Source organism: Janthinobacterium rivuli, from assembly GCF_009208735.1.
Classification (GTDB): domain Bacteria; phylum Pseudomonadota; class Gammaproteobacteria; order Burkholderiales; family Burkholderiaceae_D; genus Janthinobacterium.
In genome coordinates this window covers 41,560-56,729 of sequence record NZ_WFLJ01000006.1, presented here as the reverse complement: position 1 = coordinate 56,729, position 15,170 = coordinate 41,560, and the positions used below count along the sequence as shown (strand labels likewise).

Annotated in this window: 12 protein-coding genes; 4 read left to right on the top strand and 8 right to left on the bottom strand. The window is 65.7% G+C overall.

Annotated elements, in window-relative coordinates; all coding sequences use genetic code 11:
- Positions 1-6 precede the first annotated feature (6 nt).
- From GCN78_RS09320 to GCN78_RS09295, 6 genes are all read right to left on the bottom strand, one after another.
- Positions 7-771: a sulfite exporter TauE/SafE family protein gene (locus GCN78_RS09320; protein WP_152251477.1), complete on the bottom strand. Its 765-nt coding sequence runs from the start codon at positions 769-771 to the stop codon at positions 7-9.
- A 9-nt stretch (positions 772-780) separates the two neighbouring features.
- Positions 781-2,229: an oxygen-independent coproporphyrinogen III oxidase gene (hemN, locus tag GCN78_RS09315; RefSeq protein ID WP_152251476.1), complete on the bottom strand. Its 1,449-nt coding sequence runs from the start codon at positions 2,227-2,229 to the stop codon at positions 781-783.
- A 24-nt stretch (positions 2,230-2,253) separates the two neighbouring features.
- Positions 2,254-3,915, bottom strand: coding sequence for a methyl-accepting chemotaxis protein (locus GCN78_RS09310; RefSeq protein WP_152251475.1), 1,662 nt, complete (start codon positions 3,913-3,915; stop codon positions 2,254-2,256).
- Between the two features lie 356 nt (positions 3,916-4,271).
- Entirely contained in the window at positions 4,272-6,380 is a 2,109-nt protein-coding gene (locus GCN78_RS09305) for an EAL domain-containing protein (protein WP_152251474.1), read from the bottom strand.
- A 45-nt stretch (positions 6,381-6,425) separates the two neighbouring features.
- A complete protein-coding gene (gene yiaA / locus GCN78_RS09300; RefSeq protein WP_152251473.1) occupies positions 6,426-6,857 on the bottom strand; it encodes an inner membrane protein YiaA in 432 nt (143 codons plus the stop codon).
- Positions 6,858-6,941: 84 nt separating this feature from the next.
- Positions 6,942-7,889, bottom strand: coding sequence for a DUF808 domain-containing protein (locus GCN78_RS09295; RefSeq protein ID WP_152251472.1), 948 nt, complete (start codon positions 7,887-7,889; stop codon positions 6,942-6,944).
- A gap of 191 nt (positions 7,890-8,080) precedes the next feature.
- Between GCN78_RS09295 and GCN78_RS09290 the strand changes: the two genes are divergently transcribed.
- Positions 8,081-8,722, top strand: coding sequence for a LysE family transporter (locus GCN78_RS09290; protein ID WP_152251471.1), 642 nt, complete (start codon positions 8,081-8,083; stop codon positions 8,720-8,722).
- 103 nt (positions 8,723-8,825) lie between these two features.
- Positions 8,826-10,604, top strand: a complete 1,779-nt coding sequence (locus tag GCN78_RS09285; protein WP_152251470.1) for a DUF6600 domain-containing protein — start codon at positions 8,826-8,828, stop codon at positions 10,602-10,604.
- A 228-nt stretch (positions 10,605-10,832) separates the two neighbouring features.
- On the opposite strand, the gene GCN78_RS09280 is transcribed toward GCN78_RS09285, so the two are convergent.
- The gene (locus tag GCN78_RS09280) at positions 10,833-11,801 is read right to left on the bottom strand and encodes an IS1595 family transposase (protein WP_152251469.1); all 969 of its coding nucleotides are present in this window, start codon (positions 11,799-11,801) and stop codon (positions 10,833-10,835) included.
- Positions 11,802-12,023: 222 nt separating this feature from the next.
- On the opposite strand from GCN78_RS09280, the gene GCN78_RS09275 reads away from it, so the two are divergent.
- Positions 12,024-12,320, top strand: a complete 297-nt coding sequence (locus GCN78_RS09275) for a DUF493 family protein (RefSeq protein WP_152251468.1) — start codon at positions 12,024-12,026, stop codon at positions 12,318-12,320.
- Here the strand turns inward: GCN78_RS09275 and GCN78_RS09270 are convergent.
- Positions 12,313-13,512 (bottom strand): multidrug effflux MFS transporter, encoded by a 1,200-nt coding sequence (locus GCN78_RS09270; RefSeq protein WP_152251467.1) that lies wholly within the window; start codon positions 13,510-13,512, stop codon positions 12,313-12,315. The genes GCN78_RS09275 and GCN78_RS09270 overlap by 8 nt on opposite strands.
- A gap of 137 nt (positions 13,513-13,649) precedes the next feature.
- On the opposite strand from GCN78_RS09270, the gene pdxR reads away from it, so the two are divergent.
- Positions 13,650-15,122, top strand: coding sequence for a MocR-like pyridoxine biosynthesis transcription factor PdxR (gene pdxR / locus GCN78_RS09265; protein ID WP_152251466.1), 1,473 nt, complete (start codon positions 13,650-13,652; stop codon positions 15,120-15,122).
- Positions 15,123-15,170: the final 48 nt, after the last annotated feature.

Sequence of the window (15,170 nt, the reverse complement as noted above, 5' to 3'; positions counted from 1 at the left end):
GTCTTTTCATGGATGGCCCGTGACGCACAGGGCGTCGAGCCAGCCCAGCGAGACGCCATTGGCGGCACGCAGCAGGCCCAGCAGGCCAAAGCCCAGCACCAGCAAGCCGCTGGCGATGCGCACGGGACGGCGCTGCATCTGCGCGCGCAGGCGCGTGCCCAGCAAGCCCATGCCCAGCAGGGTGGGCAGGGTGCCCAGGCCGAAGGCGGCCATGGCGGCCGCGCCATTCAGGGCCGAGCCTTGCATCATGGCCGTCAGCAAGGCGCTGTAGACCATGCCGCACGGCACCCAGCCCCACAGGCCGCCCACGGCCAGCGCCTTGAACGGCGTATCCATCGGCATCAGCGGTTTCAACAGGGGGCGCACGCGGCGCCAGACGACGTTGCCGGCCGCTTCCAGGCGGGCCAGGCCGCGCCAGGCATCCATCAGGTACAGGCCCAAAGCCACCAGCATCAGGTTGGCCAGCCAGTAGCCGGCCACTTGCAGGGACGCCAGGTGCAGCATGCCGGCGCCCGCCAGGCTGCCGGCCAGGGCGCCGGCCAGCATGTAGCTGGCGATGCGCCCGCCGTTGTAGGCCAGCACGCGCAGCACGTTCGATTGCGAGGTGGTCTGCGATGCCGGGCGCGCCACGGCGATGGCGATCACGGGGCGGGCCGGCGCACTGCCGCCGCTGATCGACAGGGCGCCGACGATGCCGCCGCACATGCCGATGCAGTGCACGCTGCCGGCCAGGCCGACCAGGAACATGGGCACGAGGCTGAGGGCGTTCATCGGGCGCGGTTACACCGTTTTCGAGTAGCGCAGCGGCTGCACGGCGTCCGGCGCCGCGTTGGCGCGCGCCATGGTCAGGTAGCGGTCGAAGACCATGCAGATATTGCGGATCAGCAAGCGCCCTTTCGGCGTCACCGTCAGCCAGTCTTCCTCGATGACGAGCAAGCCGTCGCGCGCCAGTTCGCGCAGCTTTTCCAGCTCGGCGGCGAAATAGCTGCGGAATTTGACGGGGTGCGCTTGCTCGATGGTGGCGATCGACAATTCGAAATTGCACATCAGCATCTGGATGATGATACGGCGCAACAAATCATCGGTATCGAGCTTGATGCCGCGCGCGATCGGCAGCACGCCTTCGTCGAGCTTTTCGTAGTAGGCGTCGAGCGTCTTTTCATTCTGGCTGTAGACGGCGCCGACGGAACTGATGGCCGACACGCCGCAGGCGATCAGGTCCGCCTCCGCGCGCGTCGAATAGCCCTGGAAGTTGCGGTGCAGGCGGCCCTGGCGCTGCGCCACGGCCAGGTCATCCGTCGGCTTGGCGAAATGGTCCATGCCGATGTAGACATAGCCGGCGGCCGTCAGGCGCGCGATGCACAGGCCCAGCATGGCCAGCTTGGTGGCGCTGTCGGGCATGTCGGCGTCGAGGATGCGGCGCTGCGGCTTGAACAGGTGCGGCATGTGCGCGTAGTGGTACAGGGCGATGCGGTCCGGGCTGGCGTTGATCACCTTGCGCAGGGTTTCCGTCATGGTGTCCAGGCTTTGCTTGGGCAAGCCGTAGATCAGATCGATGCTGATCGAGCGGAAACCCGCGTCGCGCGCCGCCTGCATGATGGCCACCGTTTCCGCTTCCGGCTGGATGCGGTTGACGGCCTTTTGCACGTCGGCGTCGAAATCCTGCACGCCCAGGCTGATGCGGTTGAACCCTTGCGCGCGCAGCGAAAACACGCGTTCGCGCGACACCGTGCGCGGATCAATCTCGATCGAGTATTCGCCGTCTTCATCGGAAGCGAACTCGAAATGCTGGCGCAGGTGCGCCATCAGTTCGTCCATCTGCTTTTCGCTCAGGTAAGTGGGTGTGCCGCCGCCGAAATGCAGCTGTTCGATCTGGTTCATGCCGGCAAACAGCTTGCCCTGCATGGCGATTTCCTGTTTCAGATAGCTGAGATAGGTGGCGGCCTTGCTGCGGTCTTTGGTGATGATCTTGTTGCAGGCGCAGTAGTAGCACAGGGTGTCGCAGAACGGCACGTGCACGTACAGCGACAGCGGCCGGCGGCCGCCGCGCATGCGCAGCGCGGCCAGCGCTTCGAGGAAGTTGCCGTAGCCAAAGTCGGCATTAAAACGGTCGGCGGTCGGATAGGACGTGTAGCGGGGGCCGGACTGGCTCATCTTGCCGATGATGACGGGGTCGAATTCGACGACGGCGTCCAGGTCGGCGGAAGCACTGCTGAGTAGTGTAGGCATGATGTGTGTAAAGTCTTGAAAGGTTTAGGCGGCCAGGCGTTTCAGAGCGGCGGGTTTGCCGGCATTCGCGGCGCCTCCCTTGCCGCCGGGCATGGCGACGCGGCGCGGTGGCGGCATCTTGCCGAAATTGAACAGGCTCACGGCTTGCGACAGGCTGGCCGCTTCTTCCGCCAGGCGCGTGGCGGCCGCGGCGGCTTCTTCCACCAGGGCCGCGTTTTGCTGCGTTACCTGGTCCATGTGGGCGATGGCCTGGTTGACCTGGTCGACGCCGATGCTCTGTTCGCGCGAGGCGATGGAAATTTCCTGCATGATGGCCGTCACCTGCTTGACCGAGCTGACCACCTGTTCCATGGTGGCGCCGGCGCGGTTCACCTGCAGCATGCCGGCGCCCACCTTGCCGACGGAAATTTCAATCAGTTGCTTGATGTCCTTGGCCGCCACGGACGAGCGCTGCGCCAGGTTGCGCACCTCGCCCGCCACCACCGCGAAGCCCCTGCCCTGCTCGCCGGCACGGGCCGCTTCCACGGCCGCGTTCAGGGCCAGGATGTTGGTCTGGAAGGCGATGCCTTCGATCAGGCCGATGATGTCGACGATCTTCTTCGACGAGGTGTTGATGTCGTCCATGGTGGTGATCACTTCGGCGACGATCTCGCCGCCCTGCACGGCCACTTTCGAGGCGGCCACTGCCAGCTCGTTCGCCTGCACCGAGTTGTCCGCGTTCTGTTTCACCGTCGACGAGAATTCCTCGATGCTCGAGGCTGTTTCTTCCAGGCTGGCCGCCTGCGATTCCGTGCGGCCCGACAGGTCCATATTGCCGACGGCGATTTGCTTGGTGGCCACGGCCATGGTTTCCACGTTGATGCGCACGTCGCGGATGGTGGCGATCAGGTTGCTGTTCATCTGTTGCAGCGCGCGCAGCAATTGCCCCACTTCATCCGTGCTTTCCGTCTCAAAACTGCCCGACAGGTCGCCGGCGGCAATCGCCCGGGCGCCGTTCAGGGCCTTGCCCAGCGGCTTGAGCACGGACATGCGCAAGGTGTACCAGAGGAAAACGTTGATCAGGAAGCCGAACAGGGTGGCGCCGAAGATGGCGTAATTGGTGATCTTGCCGCCGCTGGCGAACAGGCTGATGATGCACACCAGCAGTTGCAAGCAGTTGACGATGGAGGTGGCGGCCCAGATGCGCAGGTTGAGCGACATGTGCGTCAGGTTGTGCAGCAGGTGCGCCAGGCCCGGGCGCACGATTTGCCCGTTCTTGATGACGATGTTGCCGCCTTCCTTGTTGCGGATGGCCGCGTAGGCTTCCTCGGCCGCTTTCACCTGATCCTTGTCGGCCTTCACGCGCACCGACATGTAGCCGATGGTCTTGCCCGCTTCGCGGATGGGCGTGACGTTCGCGCGCACCCAGTAAAAGTCGCCGTTCTTGCAACGGTTCTTGACCAGGCCCGTCCACGGCGTGCCGGCCTGGATCGAGGCCCACAGGTCGGCGAACGCTTCGGCCGGCATGTCCGGGTGGCGCACGATGTTCTGGGGCGAACCGAGCAGCTCGGCCTCGCTGAAGCCGCTGACCTGACTGAAGTAGGGGTTCACATACACGATATTGCCGTTCATATCCGTTTTCGACACGATGGCCTGATCGTCCAAGACGAGGACTTCACGGTTAGTCACTGGCAAATTTTGTCGCATGGTCGCGGCTTCCTGATCAGTTAAATAGGCAATTGGTGAGTAAGACTTGCACGATTGCAAGAATGGAGATCAGTGTAAGGATTCGCCTGCGCAAATTTATTGATGTAGATCAAAATCCTCCAGATTGGTCGTGCTTGCGCGCATTTAGCGATAGCAATGCGGCATTGTTTTAAAGCTACTGGTTGTCGGCGGCGCTTAGAGCCTATCCCGGTAGGGAGCGTCTTCTGCTGGCAGCGCATCAGGAGCGCGGACAAGGCGTGAGGAGGACGCGTGGCGAGCCACGCGACGACGAGCAACGCAGTCCCCGCTTCTGACGGGCGCCAGCAGGGGATGTATTCATCTACCGGGATAGGCGCTTAATCCACGCCCGCCGTCAGCGGGCGCAGCTTGCCCACGGCGTAGCCTTGCGCGTAGTCGACGCCCAGTTCGCGGATGACGGCCAGGGTGGCGTCGTCTTCCACGTACTCGGCCACCGTTTTCAAGCCCATCACGTGGCCCACTTCATTGATGGCCTTGACCATGGCGCGGTTGATGGCGTTGGTGGCGATGTCGCGCACGAAGATGCCGTCGATCTTCAGGTAGTCGACGGGCAGCGCTTTCAGGTAGCCGAACGAGGAAAAGCCGCTGCCGAAGTCGTCGAGCGAGAAGCGGCAGCCCATGGCCTTGAGCTGGCGCATGAACACCTGCGCCTTCGGCAGGTTGGCGATGACGGCCGTTTCCGTGATTTCAAAGCAGATTTGCTCGGGCGCAATCGCAAATTGCACGAACTGTTCGGTGATGTAGTCGTGCAAGCCGGCATCGGCCAGCGACAGGCCCGACAGGTTGACGGAATACAGGGCCGGTGCGCGGCGCCGGCTTTCCGCCAGCGCATCGAGTGGCGGCAGGCTGTCGCGCACGCTCTGGATATGCGCGCAGACGGCGCGGATGACCCAGCGGTCGATGGACAGCATCATGTCGTAGCGTTCGGCGGCGGGGATGAAGGCGCCGGGCAGGATCAAATCGCCCTTGCTGTTGCGGATGCGGATCAGCACTTCGTCGTGGTGTTCCCGACCGTCGTTCAGGTGCACGATGGGCATGGCGTACAGGCGGAAATAATCGTGCGTGAACGCTTCCTTCAGGCGTGAAATCCACAGCATTTCGCCATGCCGCTGCGCCAGCATGACATCGGACTCCTGGTAGACGTGCAGGCGGTTGCGGCCCTGCTCCTTGGCCAGGTAGCAGGCCCGGTCGGCGGCGCTCAGCAGCTCGCTCATGGACTTGCTGTCCTGGTTGATTTCCACGATGCCGATGCTCACGCCGAGCTCGAAGCTGCGTTCGTCCCAGGCGAAACGGAATTCGCGCACGGACTGGCGCAGCTGGTCGCCGATCTGGCGCGCGTGCTCGAGCGCGCAGTGGGGCAGCAGCACCCCCAGTTCGTCGCCGCCGAGGCGCGCCAGGATGTCGCTGTCGCGCATCCGCCCCTGCAGCATCTTGGCCAGCAGCTGCAGCAGCACGTCGCCGGCGCCGTGGCCGCAGGTGTCGTTGATGACCTTGAACTGGTCCAGGTCCAGGTACAGCAGCGCATGCACGTGGCCGGCCTGCTTGGCCGTGTGCAGGGCGCCGGCTACCAGGTGTTCGAATTCGCGCCGGTTGATCAGGCCCGTCAGGGTGTCGTGCGAGGCTTGCCACGACAGTTCCTGGCTCAGCTTGCGCTCGTGGCTGACGTCGCGGAACACGACGACGGCGCCAAGGATGTCGCCGTCGCTCGACCAGATGGGCGCGGCCGATTCCTCGATGGCGATGCGCCGCCCTTCGCGCGTGATCAGCTGCGAGTGGGGGGAAATGCCGATGGCCTGGCGCTGTTGCAGGCAGCGCATGGCCACGTGTTCGAGCGCTGCGCCCGTGCGTTCATCGGCCAGCGGCATGGTCAGGCCGATGTCCAGGCCTTGCGCCATGTCGTTGCTCCAGCCCGTCAATTGCTCGGCCACCCGGTTCAGGTAACGCGTCTTGCCGTGCGGATCGGTGGTGATGACGCCGTCGGCGATGGAGCTGAGCGTCACTTCGGCCAGTTCCTTGCGCTCGGCGATCATCAGCTCGCGCGCCATGTGCTCGGTGATATCCCAGATCACGCCCAGGGTCCGCTCGGGCTGGCCGGCCGCATCCGTGAAGACCTGCGCCTTGGCCGACAGCCAGTGCTCGCTGCCGTCGGGCCAGACGACGCGGTATTGCAGCGCATAGCCGTCGCCGTGCCGCATGCCTTCCTGCAGCACGGCCACCACCTTGTCGCGGTCATCCGCATGCACGCAGTCGAGAAAGGCGTGGAAGGGCTGCGTCAGGGCGCGTTCTTCCAGGCCCAGCAGGGCGGCGCCCTTGGCCGACCAGCTGACGCTGCCGTCGATGACCTGGCCATCGACGATGCGCGAATCCCAGATCGCCATGTGCGCCGCTTCCAGCGCCATCTGTAACCGTCGCTGTAGATCGCTCATCACCGTTCCCCCGCATGCATACTCGGATAGACACGCACCCAGCGGTTAGGTTCCCGGCGCCTCGGCAGGCGTGGCGGCCGTGGCGCGCGCCACGTCGCGCACGTTCTTTTGCACGGCCACGGCGGCGAACAGGCTGAGTAAAAACGCCATCGCATAGAACCCTTTCTCGCTGTCTTGCAGATTAGCGTTCCATAGGCCGACAGTCAATAACAGCAAGGCCAGCAACACGGAGATCCAGCACAGGCCAAAGTAAATTCCCGTCACGGCGATGCCCTCGGCGCGGTCGCGCACGGACTTTTGCAGCGAGATGGCGGCGAACAGGCCATACATGAGGATGGTGAAGTAATAGCCCTTTTCGTTGAGCGCCATGGTGGCGTTCCACAGGCCGGACAGGTAGGTAAGGATGCCGATCAGCAATGCCGCCCAGGAGGCGCCGATGAAGGCGCTGCTGGGACGTGGGGCGGGGGAAGTCTGCATAGGGTCTCCATGGACGGACGGCGCCGCCGGCATGGCCGGGGCGGCAGGCACGGATGCGCCTGCCGCCCCATCAGACCAGAAAGCTTATTTGGGCGATTTGACCATGCGCAATAAAGCCGACACGGCCGTGACGCCGGCCAGCACCAGGCCACCGGCGATGAGGCCGGCCACCGCGTTGATCAGGCTGGGCGTGACGGCCGCCAGCACGGGGCCGATGGCGGCCACGCCGCCGACCGCTTCCTCGACGTGGTGCAGCATGGCGCTGGCCCACGGCCAGCCATGCGTCAAAATGCCGCCGCCGACCATGAACATGGCCAGGGTGCCGACGATGGAGAGGAATTTCATCAGTTTCGGCGCCGCCGACACGAGCATGCGGCCAAAGCCGCGCACGCCGTCCATCAGCGCGCCCGCGCCCTTGCGCGCCGCCAGGTAAAAGCCCGCGTCGTCGAGCTTGACGATGCCGGCCACCAGGCCATACACGCCCACCGTCATGATGATGGCGATGCCGACGACGACGGCTACCTGCTCGGCGAAGGTGGCGGCGGCCACCGTGCCCAGCGCGATGACGATGATTTCCGCCGACAAAATGAAGTCGGTGCGGATGGCGCCCTTGATCTTGTCCTTTTCCAGCGCCACCAGGTCCACCTTCGGGTCGCGCAGCGCCTGCGCCAGCTCGGCCTTGTGGCTGTCGTCCGGGTGCAGGTATTTGTGGGCGATCTTTTCGAAGCCCTCGAAGCACAGGTAGGCGCCGCCCACCATCAGCAGCGGCGTGATGGCCCATGGCGCAAACGCGCTGATGGCCAGCGCGGCGGGCACGAGGATGGCCTTGTTCTTCAGCGAACCGACGGCGACGGCCCACACGACGGGCAGTTCGCGCTCGGCGCGCACGCCGGCCACCTGCTGCGCGTTCAGGGCCAGGTCGTCACCGAGCACGCCGGCCGTCTTCTTGGCGGCCACCTTGGTCATCAGGGAAACGTCGTCGAGGATGCTGGCGATGTCGTCGAGCAGGGCCAGCAGGCTGGAGCCGGCCATCTCAGCGCACTCCCGCGGTGGTGGCAGGGAATCGTGGAGCGAGGAAAGTGTTGTTTTTCATGATGTTATTCTTGGTTGTACGGCAAGGGGTGACGTGGGTCAGGCATGACCGCGATCTTACCTCAGGCGGGGCCGGCAGGGCCGCACGGGCCGGGTTAAAATTGCCTCTCGTCCCCATTTTTGGAAACCGCATGCCCTTTGCCACCTGGATCACCTTTGTCGTCGCCGCCTCCATCATCGCCGTCTCGCCCGGCTCGGGCGCCGTGCTGTCGATGTCGCATGGCCTGTCGTACGGGGTGAAAAAGGCCAGCGCCACGATTCTCGGCCTGCAACTGGGCCTGCTGGTGGTGCTGGGCATCGCCGGCGCCGGCGTGGGCTCCCTGCTGCTCGCTTCCGAAGTGGCCTTCAATATCGTCAAGACGGTGGGCGCCTTGTACCTGATCTACCTGGGCCTGTCGCAATGGCGCGCCAAGGTGGCCGTGACGGGCGACCTGCATGCGGATGCCGTGGTGCCGTCCATGGGCCGGCGCATGCTGACGGGTTTTCTCACCAATGTGACGAATCCGAAGGGCATCATCTTCATGGTGGCGGTGTTGCCGCAATTCATCAGCCCGACGTCTCCGCTGCTGCCGCAATTGCTGATCCTGGCCGTCACCATGTGTACGATCGACCAGATCGTCATGCACAGCTACGCCTTTCTCGCCTCGTCGATGCAGCGCTTCTTCCGCGACGCGCGCGCCGTGAAAAAGCAGAACCGCTTCTTTGGCGGCTTGCTGATGGCCGTCGGCGCCGCCCTGTTCTTCGTCAAGCGCGGCGGCCAGGCGGCCTCCTGAAAGAAGTCAATATGCAAACATTTGTAAGCCCGCTTGCGATGTCCGCCCGATGCGGATGTAATCGATAGCAATCATTGTTGTCAGTCCTGCCTGGAGCGCTGCCATGCGTCCGACCCTGTCCTCCCCTTTTCTCAACACCGTGTGCGCCGTGCTGCTGTCGTCGGCGTGCACCCTGGCCCTGGCGCAGGATCCGCCCGCCCGCGTGGGTCGCATTTCCACCGTCGAAGGGCAGGTGCTGGTGCGCGCCGGCGACGGCGAGGCGCAAAACGCCTTGTTGAACTGGCCCGTCACGACGGATAACCGCTTGACCACCCGGCGCGGCGCGCTGGCGGAGTTCCGCGTGGGCGCTGCCGCCGTGCGCCTCGATGGCGATTCCGAGCTGGAAGTGAGCGAGCTCGATGACGACAGTTTCAAATTGCACCTCGGTTATGGCACGGTCAGCGTGCGCGTGCGCAATCCCGATGCGCTGCGCGGCTTTGAGCTGACCACCGCCCAGGCCCGCGTGATCCTGACCCAGCCGGGCTGGGTGCGCATCGAGGCGGGGCGCCAGCCGGGCACCAGCGTCGTCAGCGTGCTCGATGGCGCGGCCGATGTGGATGGCGCCACGGGCAGCGTGACCTTGCGTGCCGGCAAGCGCGCCGAGTTGACGGACGAGGAATTGCGCACGGGCGCCTTGCAGAGGATCGCCTTCGACAACTGGCCCGAAGCCTTGCCCGCCGCCGCGCCGGCCTTGCGCTATGTTACGGACGATACCACCGGCTATGAAGAGCTGGACCGCTACGGCGCCTGGCAGGACGATGCGGAATATGGCCCCCTGTGGCTGCCTGCCAGCGTGCCGCTGGGCTGGGCGCCGTACAGCGACGGGCGCTGGACGTGGATCGCGCCGTGGGGCTGGACCTGGGTCGACAATGCGCCGTGGGGCTATGCGCCCTCGCATTACGGCCGCTGGGTGCTGCTGGGCCAGCGTTGGGGCTGGGCCCCGGGCCGTGAGCGCGGTCGCGTGCCCTGGGCGCCGGCGCTGGTGGGCTGGGTGGGCGGCAATCACGCGACAAATCACGGCCAGCATCCCGGCGTGGGCTGGTTCCCCCTGTCGCCGCACGAGCGTTACGTGCCCGGCTACCGCGCCAGCGCGGAGTATGAACGCCGCATCAACCGCGTGGCCGAAGGCCGGCGTTCCGTGGCGGGCGAGCGCGAACGCCGTGAGGGCATGACGATGCTGCCGGGCGAGCGTTTTGGCGGCGCCCGCACGGTCGACGTGCCGCGCCGCAACCGCACCATCATGCCGGCCCCCGTGCTGCAAAGCATGCCCTTGAGCACGCCACCTGCGCCGGCGGGCAACTGGCAGCGTCTCGTCGATGCGCCGCGCCAGCAAGATGGTTTCCGGCGCGACTGGGTCAACCGCCCTGGCCGCTTGCAGACGGACGATGGCCAGACGCATCTGGCGCCGCGTCCCATGCAGCCGAACCGGCCGCCCGTGCCCCCACAGCCGCAACAGCCGCCAATGCCGCCGATACCGGCCCAGCCCCGGATGCCGGCGGTGCCGGCCTTGCCGCCCGTACAAGACCAGGTGGCCCATCCCGGCTGGCGCGGCGAGGAGCGGCACCGTGCCGAACGGCCGCAGCCGCGACCGGACGGCAGGGAGCATGCGGAGCGCGGCGGCCGTCGCGAAGTGCTGCAGACGGCGCCGCCGCCTGCCATGCCTGCGCCACCGCCCGTGGCTCAGCCACGGCCCGCGCCGCCGATGCCGGCCCCAGCGGCGCGTCCGGCACAGGAGGCGCGCGGTGGCGAACGCAGCGGGCCGCCACGTGAGCGGGGCAATGACAGGGCCAATGAGCGCGGCGGCCCCGGCCGCAATGGCCGGATGCAGGAAGTGGAGCGTTGAAGGGGGCGCTGGCGCTGGCCGCCTGTCCGTTCGGACATGGATTATCGACGTTCAAGCCGCCAAAGCGACCGTTCATCACATGCCGGAGGTAAAGTCGCCGTGTTTTGTCTACAGTGGCGTCATTGCAGCACAGCGCAATGCCTGACTGGCTGACAGCACCGATTTTCCGGCTATTTTGTCCAAACGAAATAGTTTTCGCCAGCTGACAAAGCTGGCTTTTTTTTTCGGCTATGTCACCGTCAGATGTGGAAATGCGCCCAATGTTGCTTTCAATAGCGTTTCGGGTGAACGGATGCGCTTGGCGTCGAGTATCCAGCGCCATCCCAGGTAGTTTGGCAGGTAGCGCGTGGCCACGCCGTGAAACGGCCTTAACCATTCGCGCAGGCGGCTGTGATATGCATTGACGTTCTGCACATGCGCGGCGCCCTGCACACGGATGCCGGCGCGCAGGTTGACGGCCTCGTGGCTGATACCCGCCTCGCTGGCAAACGCCCGGTAGGCGGCATGGCCATCCGTGACCAGCAGGATATCCTGGTCGATGACAGGCAATAAACAGCGGTGCAGTTGCGCCTTCGTCAGCGCGCCTTTGCCGGTGACGAAATCGAGGGTCTGGCCCGTGCGGTCGCGCGCCACCAGGATGCAGACCTGTTCATTGGAAATGCCGCGCCGTTGCGCATGGCCGCCGCGGCGGCGGGCCGGACGCGTCATCTGCCTGGATCCCTTTTCCGATTCCAGCACGTATAGCTCGTCGGCCTCGGCGATGCCATGCAGGCCATGCGGCCGGTCCGTTTTTGCCAACGATAAAAATCGGTGGCGCCAGCGAAACGTGGTGTTGCGGTGTACGCCCAGTTGTAGCGCCGCCTTGCGCACGGAATCCGATGCAAGCAGGCAATCGGCATATTCGAGCCACAGCGATTTATGGCGCAGGCGAGCCAGCGGCGTCCCCGTCAAGGCATTGAAGGTGCGCCCGCAAGGCACGCAGCGGTAGCGCTGCAAGCCGTGCGCATGGCCATGCCGATGCAGATGGCGCGAGCGGCAGGCGGGACAGGCCAAGCGCGGCTGCGCCACGCCCTCCAGCAGCGCGACGGTCGCGTCGTGTGGCGTGTTGCCACGCAGCAGGGCCATGCCTGCCTGCCGCTGGCGCCGGTTCAACTGCGCAAACTGCGCGATAAAACGGATCCATTCGGCTGGCTGCATGATCTGCTCCCTGTGTGGTGGGTATGCAGAGTCAGACAGCACCGCCAACGGAAGATTCCGGCATTTCCCCTATTTGTCGATGACAGAGCCTTTTTTTTCCGCGCCCCTGGCGCCATGGCAACGGCGCAGGCGCTGCCAAAGTTGGCTACAATACGTCTTTACGCAGCCGCCGCGCGCCATGCGCCGCGCCGTCTGTTCTGACCGGCACTGATAGGATTTCCCATGCAAACGACCCCATCCACCGAAGTGACGATTCCTCCCAGCGAATCGCTGATCGAATATCCGAGCGATTTTCCCATCAAGATCATGGGTCCGACGCATGTCGATTTCGCCCCCACCATGCTGGAACTGGTGATCAGCCACGATCCGACCTTCCACGTCGGCCGCATGGAAGAGCGCCCATCGGGCAAGGGCAATTACACGGGCCTGACCGTCACCGTGCGCGCCATCAGCCGCGAGCAGCTCGACGCCCTGTACATGGCGCTGTCGGGCCACCCGATGGTCAAGATCGTCATGTAAGGCTGGCTGCCGCCACGCTGGCCCGGCTCTTCGTGAGCAGCCAGACGGCGGCAAAGGCGCCACTAGCCGCCGCCGTCACCCACAGCAACGGCTTTGCGCTGCCATCCGTGATGGCCGCGATGACGGCGCCGCAGGCGGCCGTGATGAGCATTTGCACGAAGAAGAACAGGCCCGAGGCGCTGCCCGCCTGGTCGCCATACGGCTGCAGCACGGCCAGCTGGCAGGCGGGGATGGCCATGCCCACCGATACCATCACCAGCAGCATCGGCGCCACCAGCGACGCCACGTGGTGCGGCGCCAGAGTCCCCGCCAGCAACAGGCTGGCCGCACCCGCCACATTGATCAGCACCGCCATGCCCAGCATGTAGTCGGCACCCAGGCGCGGTCCCAGCGCGCGGAACAGGCTCGATCCCGCGATATAGCCGCTGACCGTCAGCGCGAACACCAGCGCATACTCGTGCGACGACAGGTGCATGCCCCTTTGCAATAGCACGGACGATTCCGCGATGAAGGGGAAATACGTGCAATACACGCAGCCGATGGCCAGCGCATAGCGCAGGAAATACGCGTCGCCCAGCAGGCGGCGGTACAGCGCCAGGGTATTTCCCTGTGGTACGACGCTGGCCGGTTTGGTTTCCGGCACCCAGGCGGCGATCAGCCCCAGCGACAGCGCGCCCAGCGCACACAGCACGCCAAACACGGCGCGCCAGCCGAACGCCGCGTCAATCACGCTGCCGGCCAGCGGCGCCAGGATCGGCGACAAACCCATCACCATCGAGATTTTCCCCAGCATGCGCGCCTGCGTGGCGGGGTCGAAGCGGTCGCGCACCATGACCCGGCCGATGATGGTGCCGCTGCAACCGCCGAACGCCTGCAGCACCCGCGCGGCGATCAGCACGTGGACGTCGGAGGTCACGCTGCAGACGATGCTGGCGAGCACATAAATGCCCGTGCCGGCCAGCAGCACGGGCCGGCGTCCGTAGCGGTCGGCCAGCGGCCCGCAGGCGAGCATCGAGGCGGCCGAGCCGGCCATGAACAGGCTCAGGGTCAGTTGCAACTGGGCATCGCTGGCATGCAGGGCATCGGCCATGGCCGGCAGCGAAGGCAAATAGATATCGATGCTGATGCGCGACAGGCAGACCAGCAGCAGCACGATGCCGCCCCAGGCCCATAAAGCGAGTTGTTTTTGCATGGTGTGACACGATCCCTTCAAGCTTCCTTGCCAGCGTGCGCCCCGCTGGCGCACCGGAACGCCGAGAGTAGAATGTTTGTGGTGTAATGCGAAGTGCCAGTCATCAGAAAATTCATTGGACCACTTGGACGATCATCATGCCGCGAGGAAAATCACCGCACGCCCTGGACTTGCCTCGTCCCACCAGCTGGCTCGACAAGGCGGGCGTCAACAAGCAGGATGGCGCATATGAAGCGCTGCGCTCGGCCATCCTGACGAAGATGCTGCCGGCGGGCAGCCGTTTGCCGTCCAGCCGCACCCTGGCCGAACGGTGGGAGCTGTCGCGCGGCACCATCGAAACCGTGTTCGACCGCCTGCACGCGGAAGCGTACGTGACGCGCGTGCCCGGTTCCGGCACGCGCGTGTGCGCCGTGGTGCCGGAACGCTTCCTGATGGCGGGATTTGGCGATACCACCCCGGCCGCACCGGCCAGCGTGCCCGCGCCTGCCTCGGACACGGGCGTGCGCGACGGCTTGCCCTTCGTGGCGCGGCGCGCCGACGCCAGCCTGTTTCCCATGGCCGCCTGGTCCAAGTGCGCCACGCGGGCGCTGGCGGCCGCCACGCCGGAGCAGCTGTGCAGCGCCGATCCGGCCGGCTTGCCCGCACTGCGCCAGCAGATCGCCGATTTTCTCGCCAAGTACCGCGGCATCCGCTGCGACCCGCACGACATCGTCGTCACGACCGGCATCCGCCACGCGATCGACTTGCTGGCGCGCAGCATCGTGCGCGATGGCGACAAGGTCTGCCTGGAAGAACCCGGCTACCCGGCCGCGCGCGCCCTGTTCGCCCTGGCGGGCGCCGTGCCGGTCGACATCGCCGTCGACGCCGAGGGCATTGATTGCGCCGCCCTGGCCGCGCACGCGGACGCCAGCCTCGCCTACGTGACGCCGGCGCACCAGTCGCCGCTGGGCGTGACCATGTCCGTCACGCGGCGCCTGGCCCTGCTGGAATGGGCGAACGACCACGGCGCCTGGGTGGTGGAAGACGATTACGACAGCGAATTCAATTACCAGAGCGCGCCGCTGGCGGCCCTGAAGGCGCTGGACCAGTACCAGCGCGTGATTTATTGCGGCAGTTTCAACAAGACCCTGTTTGCCGGTCTGCGCGTGGGCTTCATGGTGCTGCCGCCCGCCTTGCGTCCGCAGTTGCTGCGCACACTGCAGTTGACGGGCCGCTCCGTGGGCGTGACGGAGCAGCTGGCGCTGTCCGCCTGGATGGAGGAGGGCGCCTTCGTGCGCCATTTGCGCCAGGCGCGGCAGGCCTACAAGGAGCGGCGCGACCTGCTGCTGGCCTGCCTCGAGCAAGCGGCGCCCGGACGCTATACGCTCACCGGCCAGCAGGCGGGTTTCCATTGCGTGCTGTGGCTGCCGCCGGACAGCGACGAGCGGGCATTTTGCGCGCGCGCGGCGCAGGAGGGGCTGGCGCTGCAGCCGCTCGGCGACTTCTGTCACAGCGCCAGGCTGGCGCCGGCCGTGCTGCTGGGCTATACGGCCCTGAATGGGGCCCAGATACGCCATGCCGCTCAAAAATTGGGCAGATTGCTGCTGTTGCCGGCGCCCGGGGCTGAATGAAACGGCAGCCTGGCTTATAATCACGGCTTCGCCGCAGCGTCCCCAGGG

Coding starts and splice junctions, on each gene's coding strand:
- GCN78_RS09320 (WP_152251477.1), bottom strand. CDS start 771: ATGAACGCCCTCAGCCTCGTGCCCATGTTCCTGGTCGGCCTGGCCGGC.
- hemN (WP_152251476.1), bottom strand. CDS start 2,229: ATGCCTACACTACTCAGCAGTGCTTCCGCCGACCTGGACGCCGTCGTC.
- GCN78_RS09310 (WP_152251475.1), bottom strand. CDS start 3,915: ATGCGACAAAATTTGCCAGTGACTAACCGTGAAGTCCTCGTCTTGGAC.
- GCN78_RS09305 (WP_152251474.1), bottom strand. CDS start 6,380: ATGAGCGATCTACAGCGACGGTTACAGATGGCGCTGGAAGCGGCGCAC.
- yiaA (WP_152251473.1), bottom strand. CDS start 6,857: ATGCAGACTTCCCCCGCCCCACGTCCCAGCAGCGCCTTCATCGGCGCC.
- GCN78_RS09295 (WP_152251472.1), bottom strand. CDS start 7,889: ATGGCCGGCTCCAGCCTGCTGGCCCTGCTCGACGACATCGCCAGCATC.
- GCN78_RS09290 (WP_152251471.1), top strand. CDS start 8,081: ATGCCCTTTGCCACCTGGATCACCTTTGTCGTCGCCGCCTCCATCATC.
- GCN78_RS09285 (WP_152251470.1), top strand. CDS start 8,826: ATGCGTCCGACCCTGTCCTCCCCTTTTCTCAACACCGTGTGCGCCGTG.
- GCN78_RS09280 (WP_152251469.1), bottom strand. CDS start 11,801: ATGCAGCCAGCCGAATGGATCCGTTTTATCGCGCAGTTTGCGCAGTTG.
- GCN78_RS09275 (WP_152251468.1), top strand. CDS start 12,024: ATGCAAACGACCCCATCCACCGAAGTGACGATTCCTCCCAGCGAATCG.
- GCN78_RS09270 (WP_152251467.1), bottom strand. CDS start 13,512: ATGCAAAAACAACTCGCTTTATGGGCCTGGGGCGGCATCGTGCTGCTG.
- pdxR (WP_152251466.1), top strand. CDS start 13,650: ATGCCGCGAGGAAAATCACCGCACGCCCTGGACTTGCCTCGTCCCACC.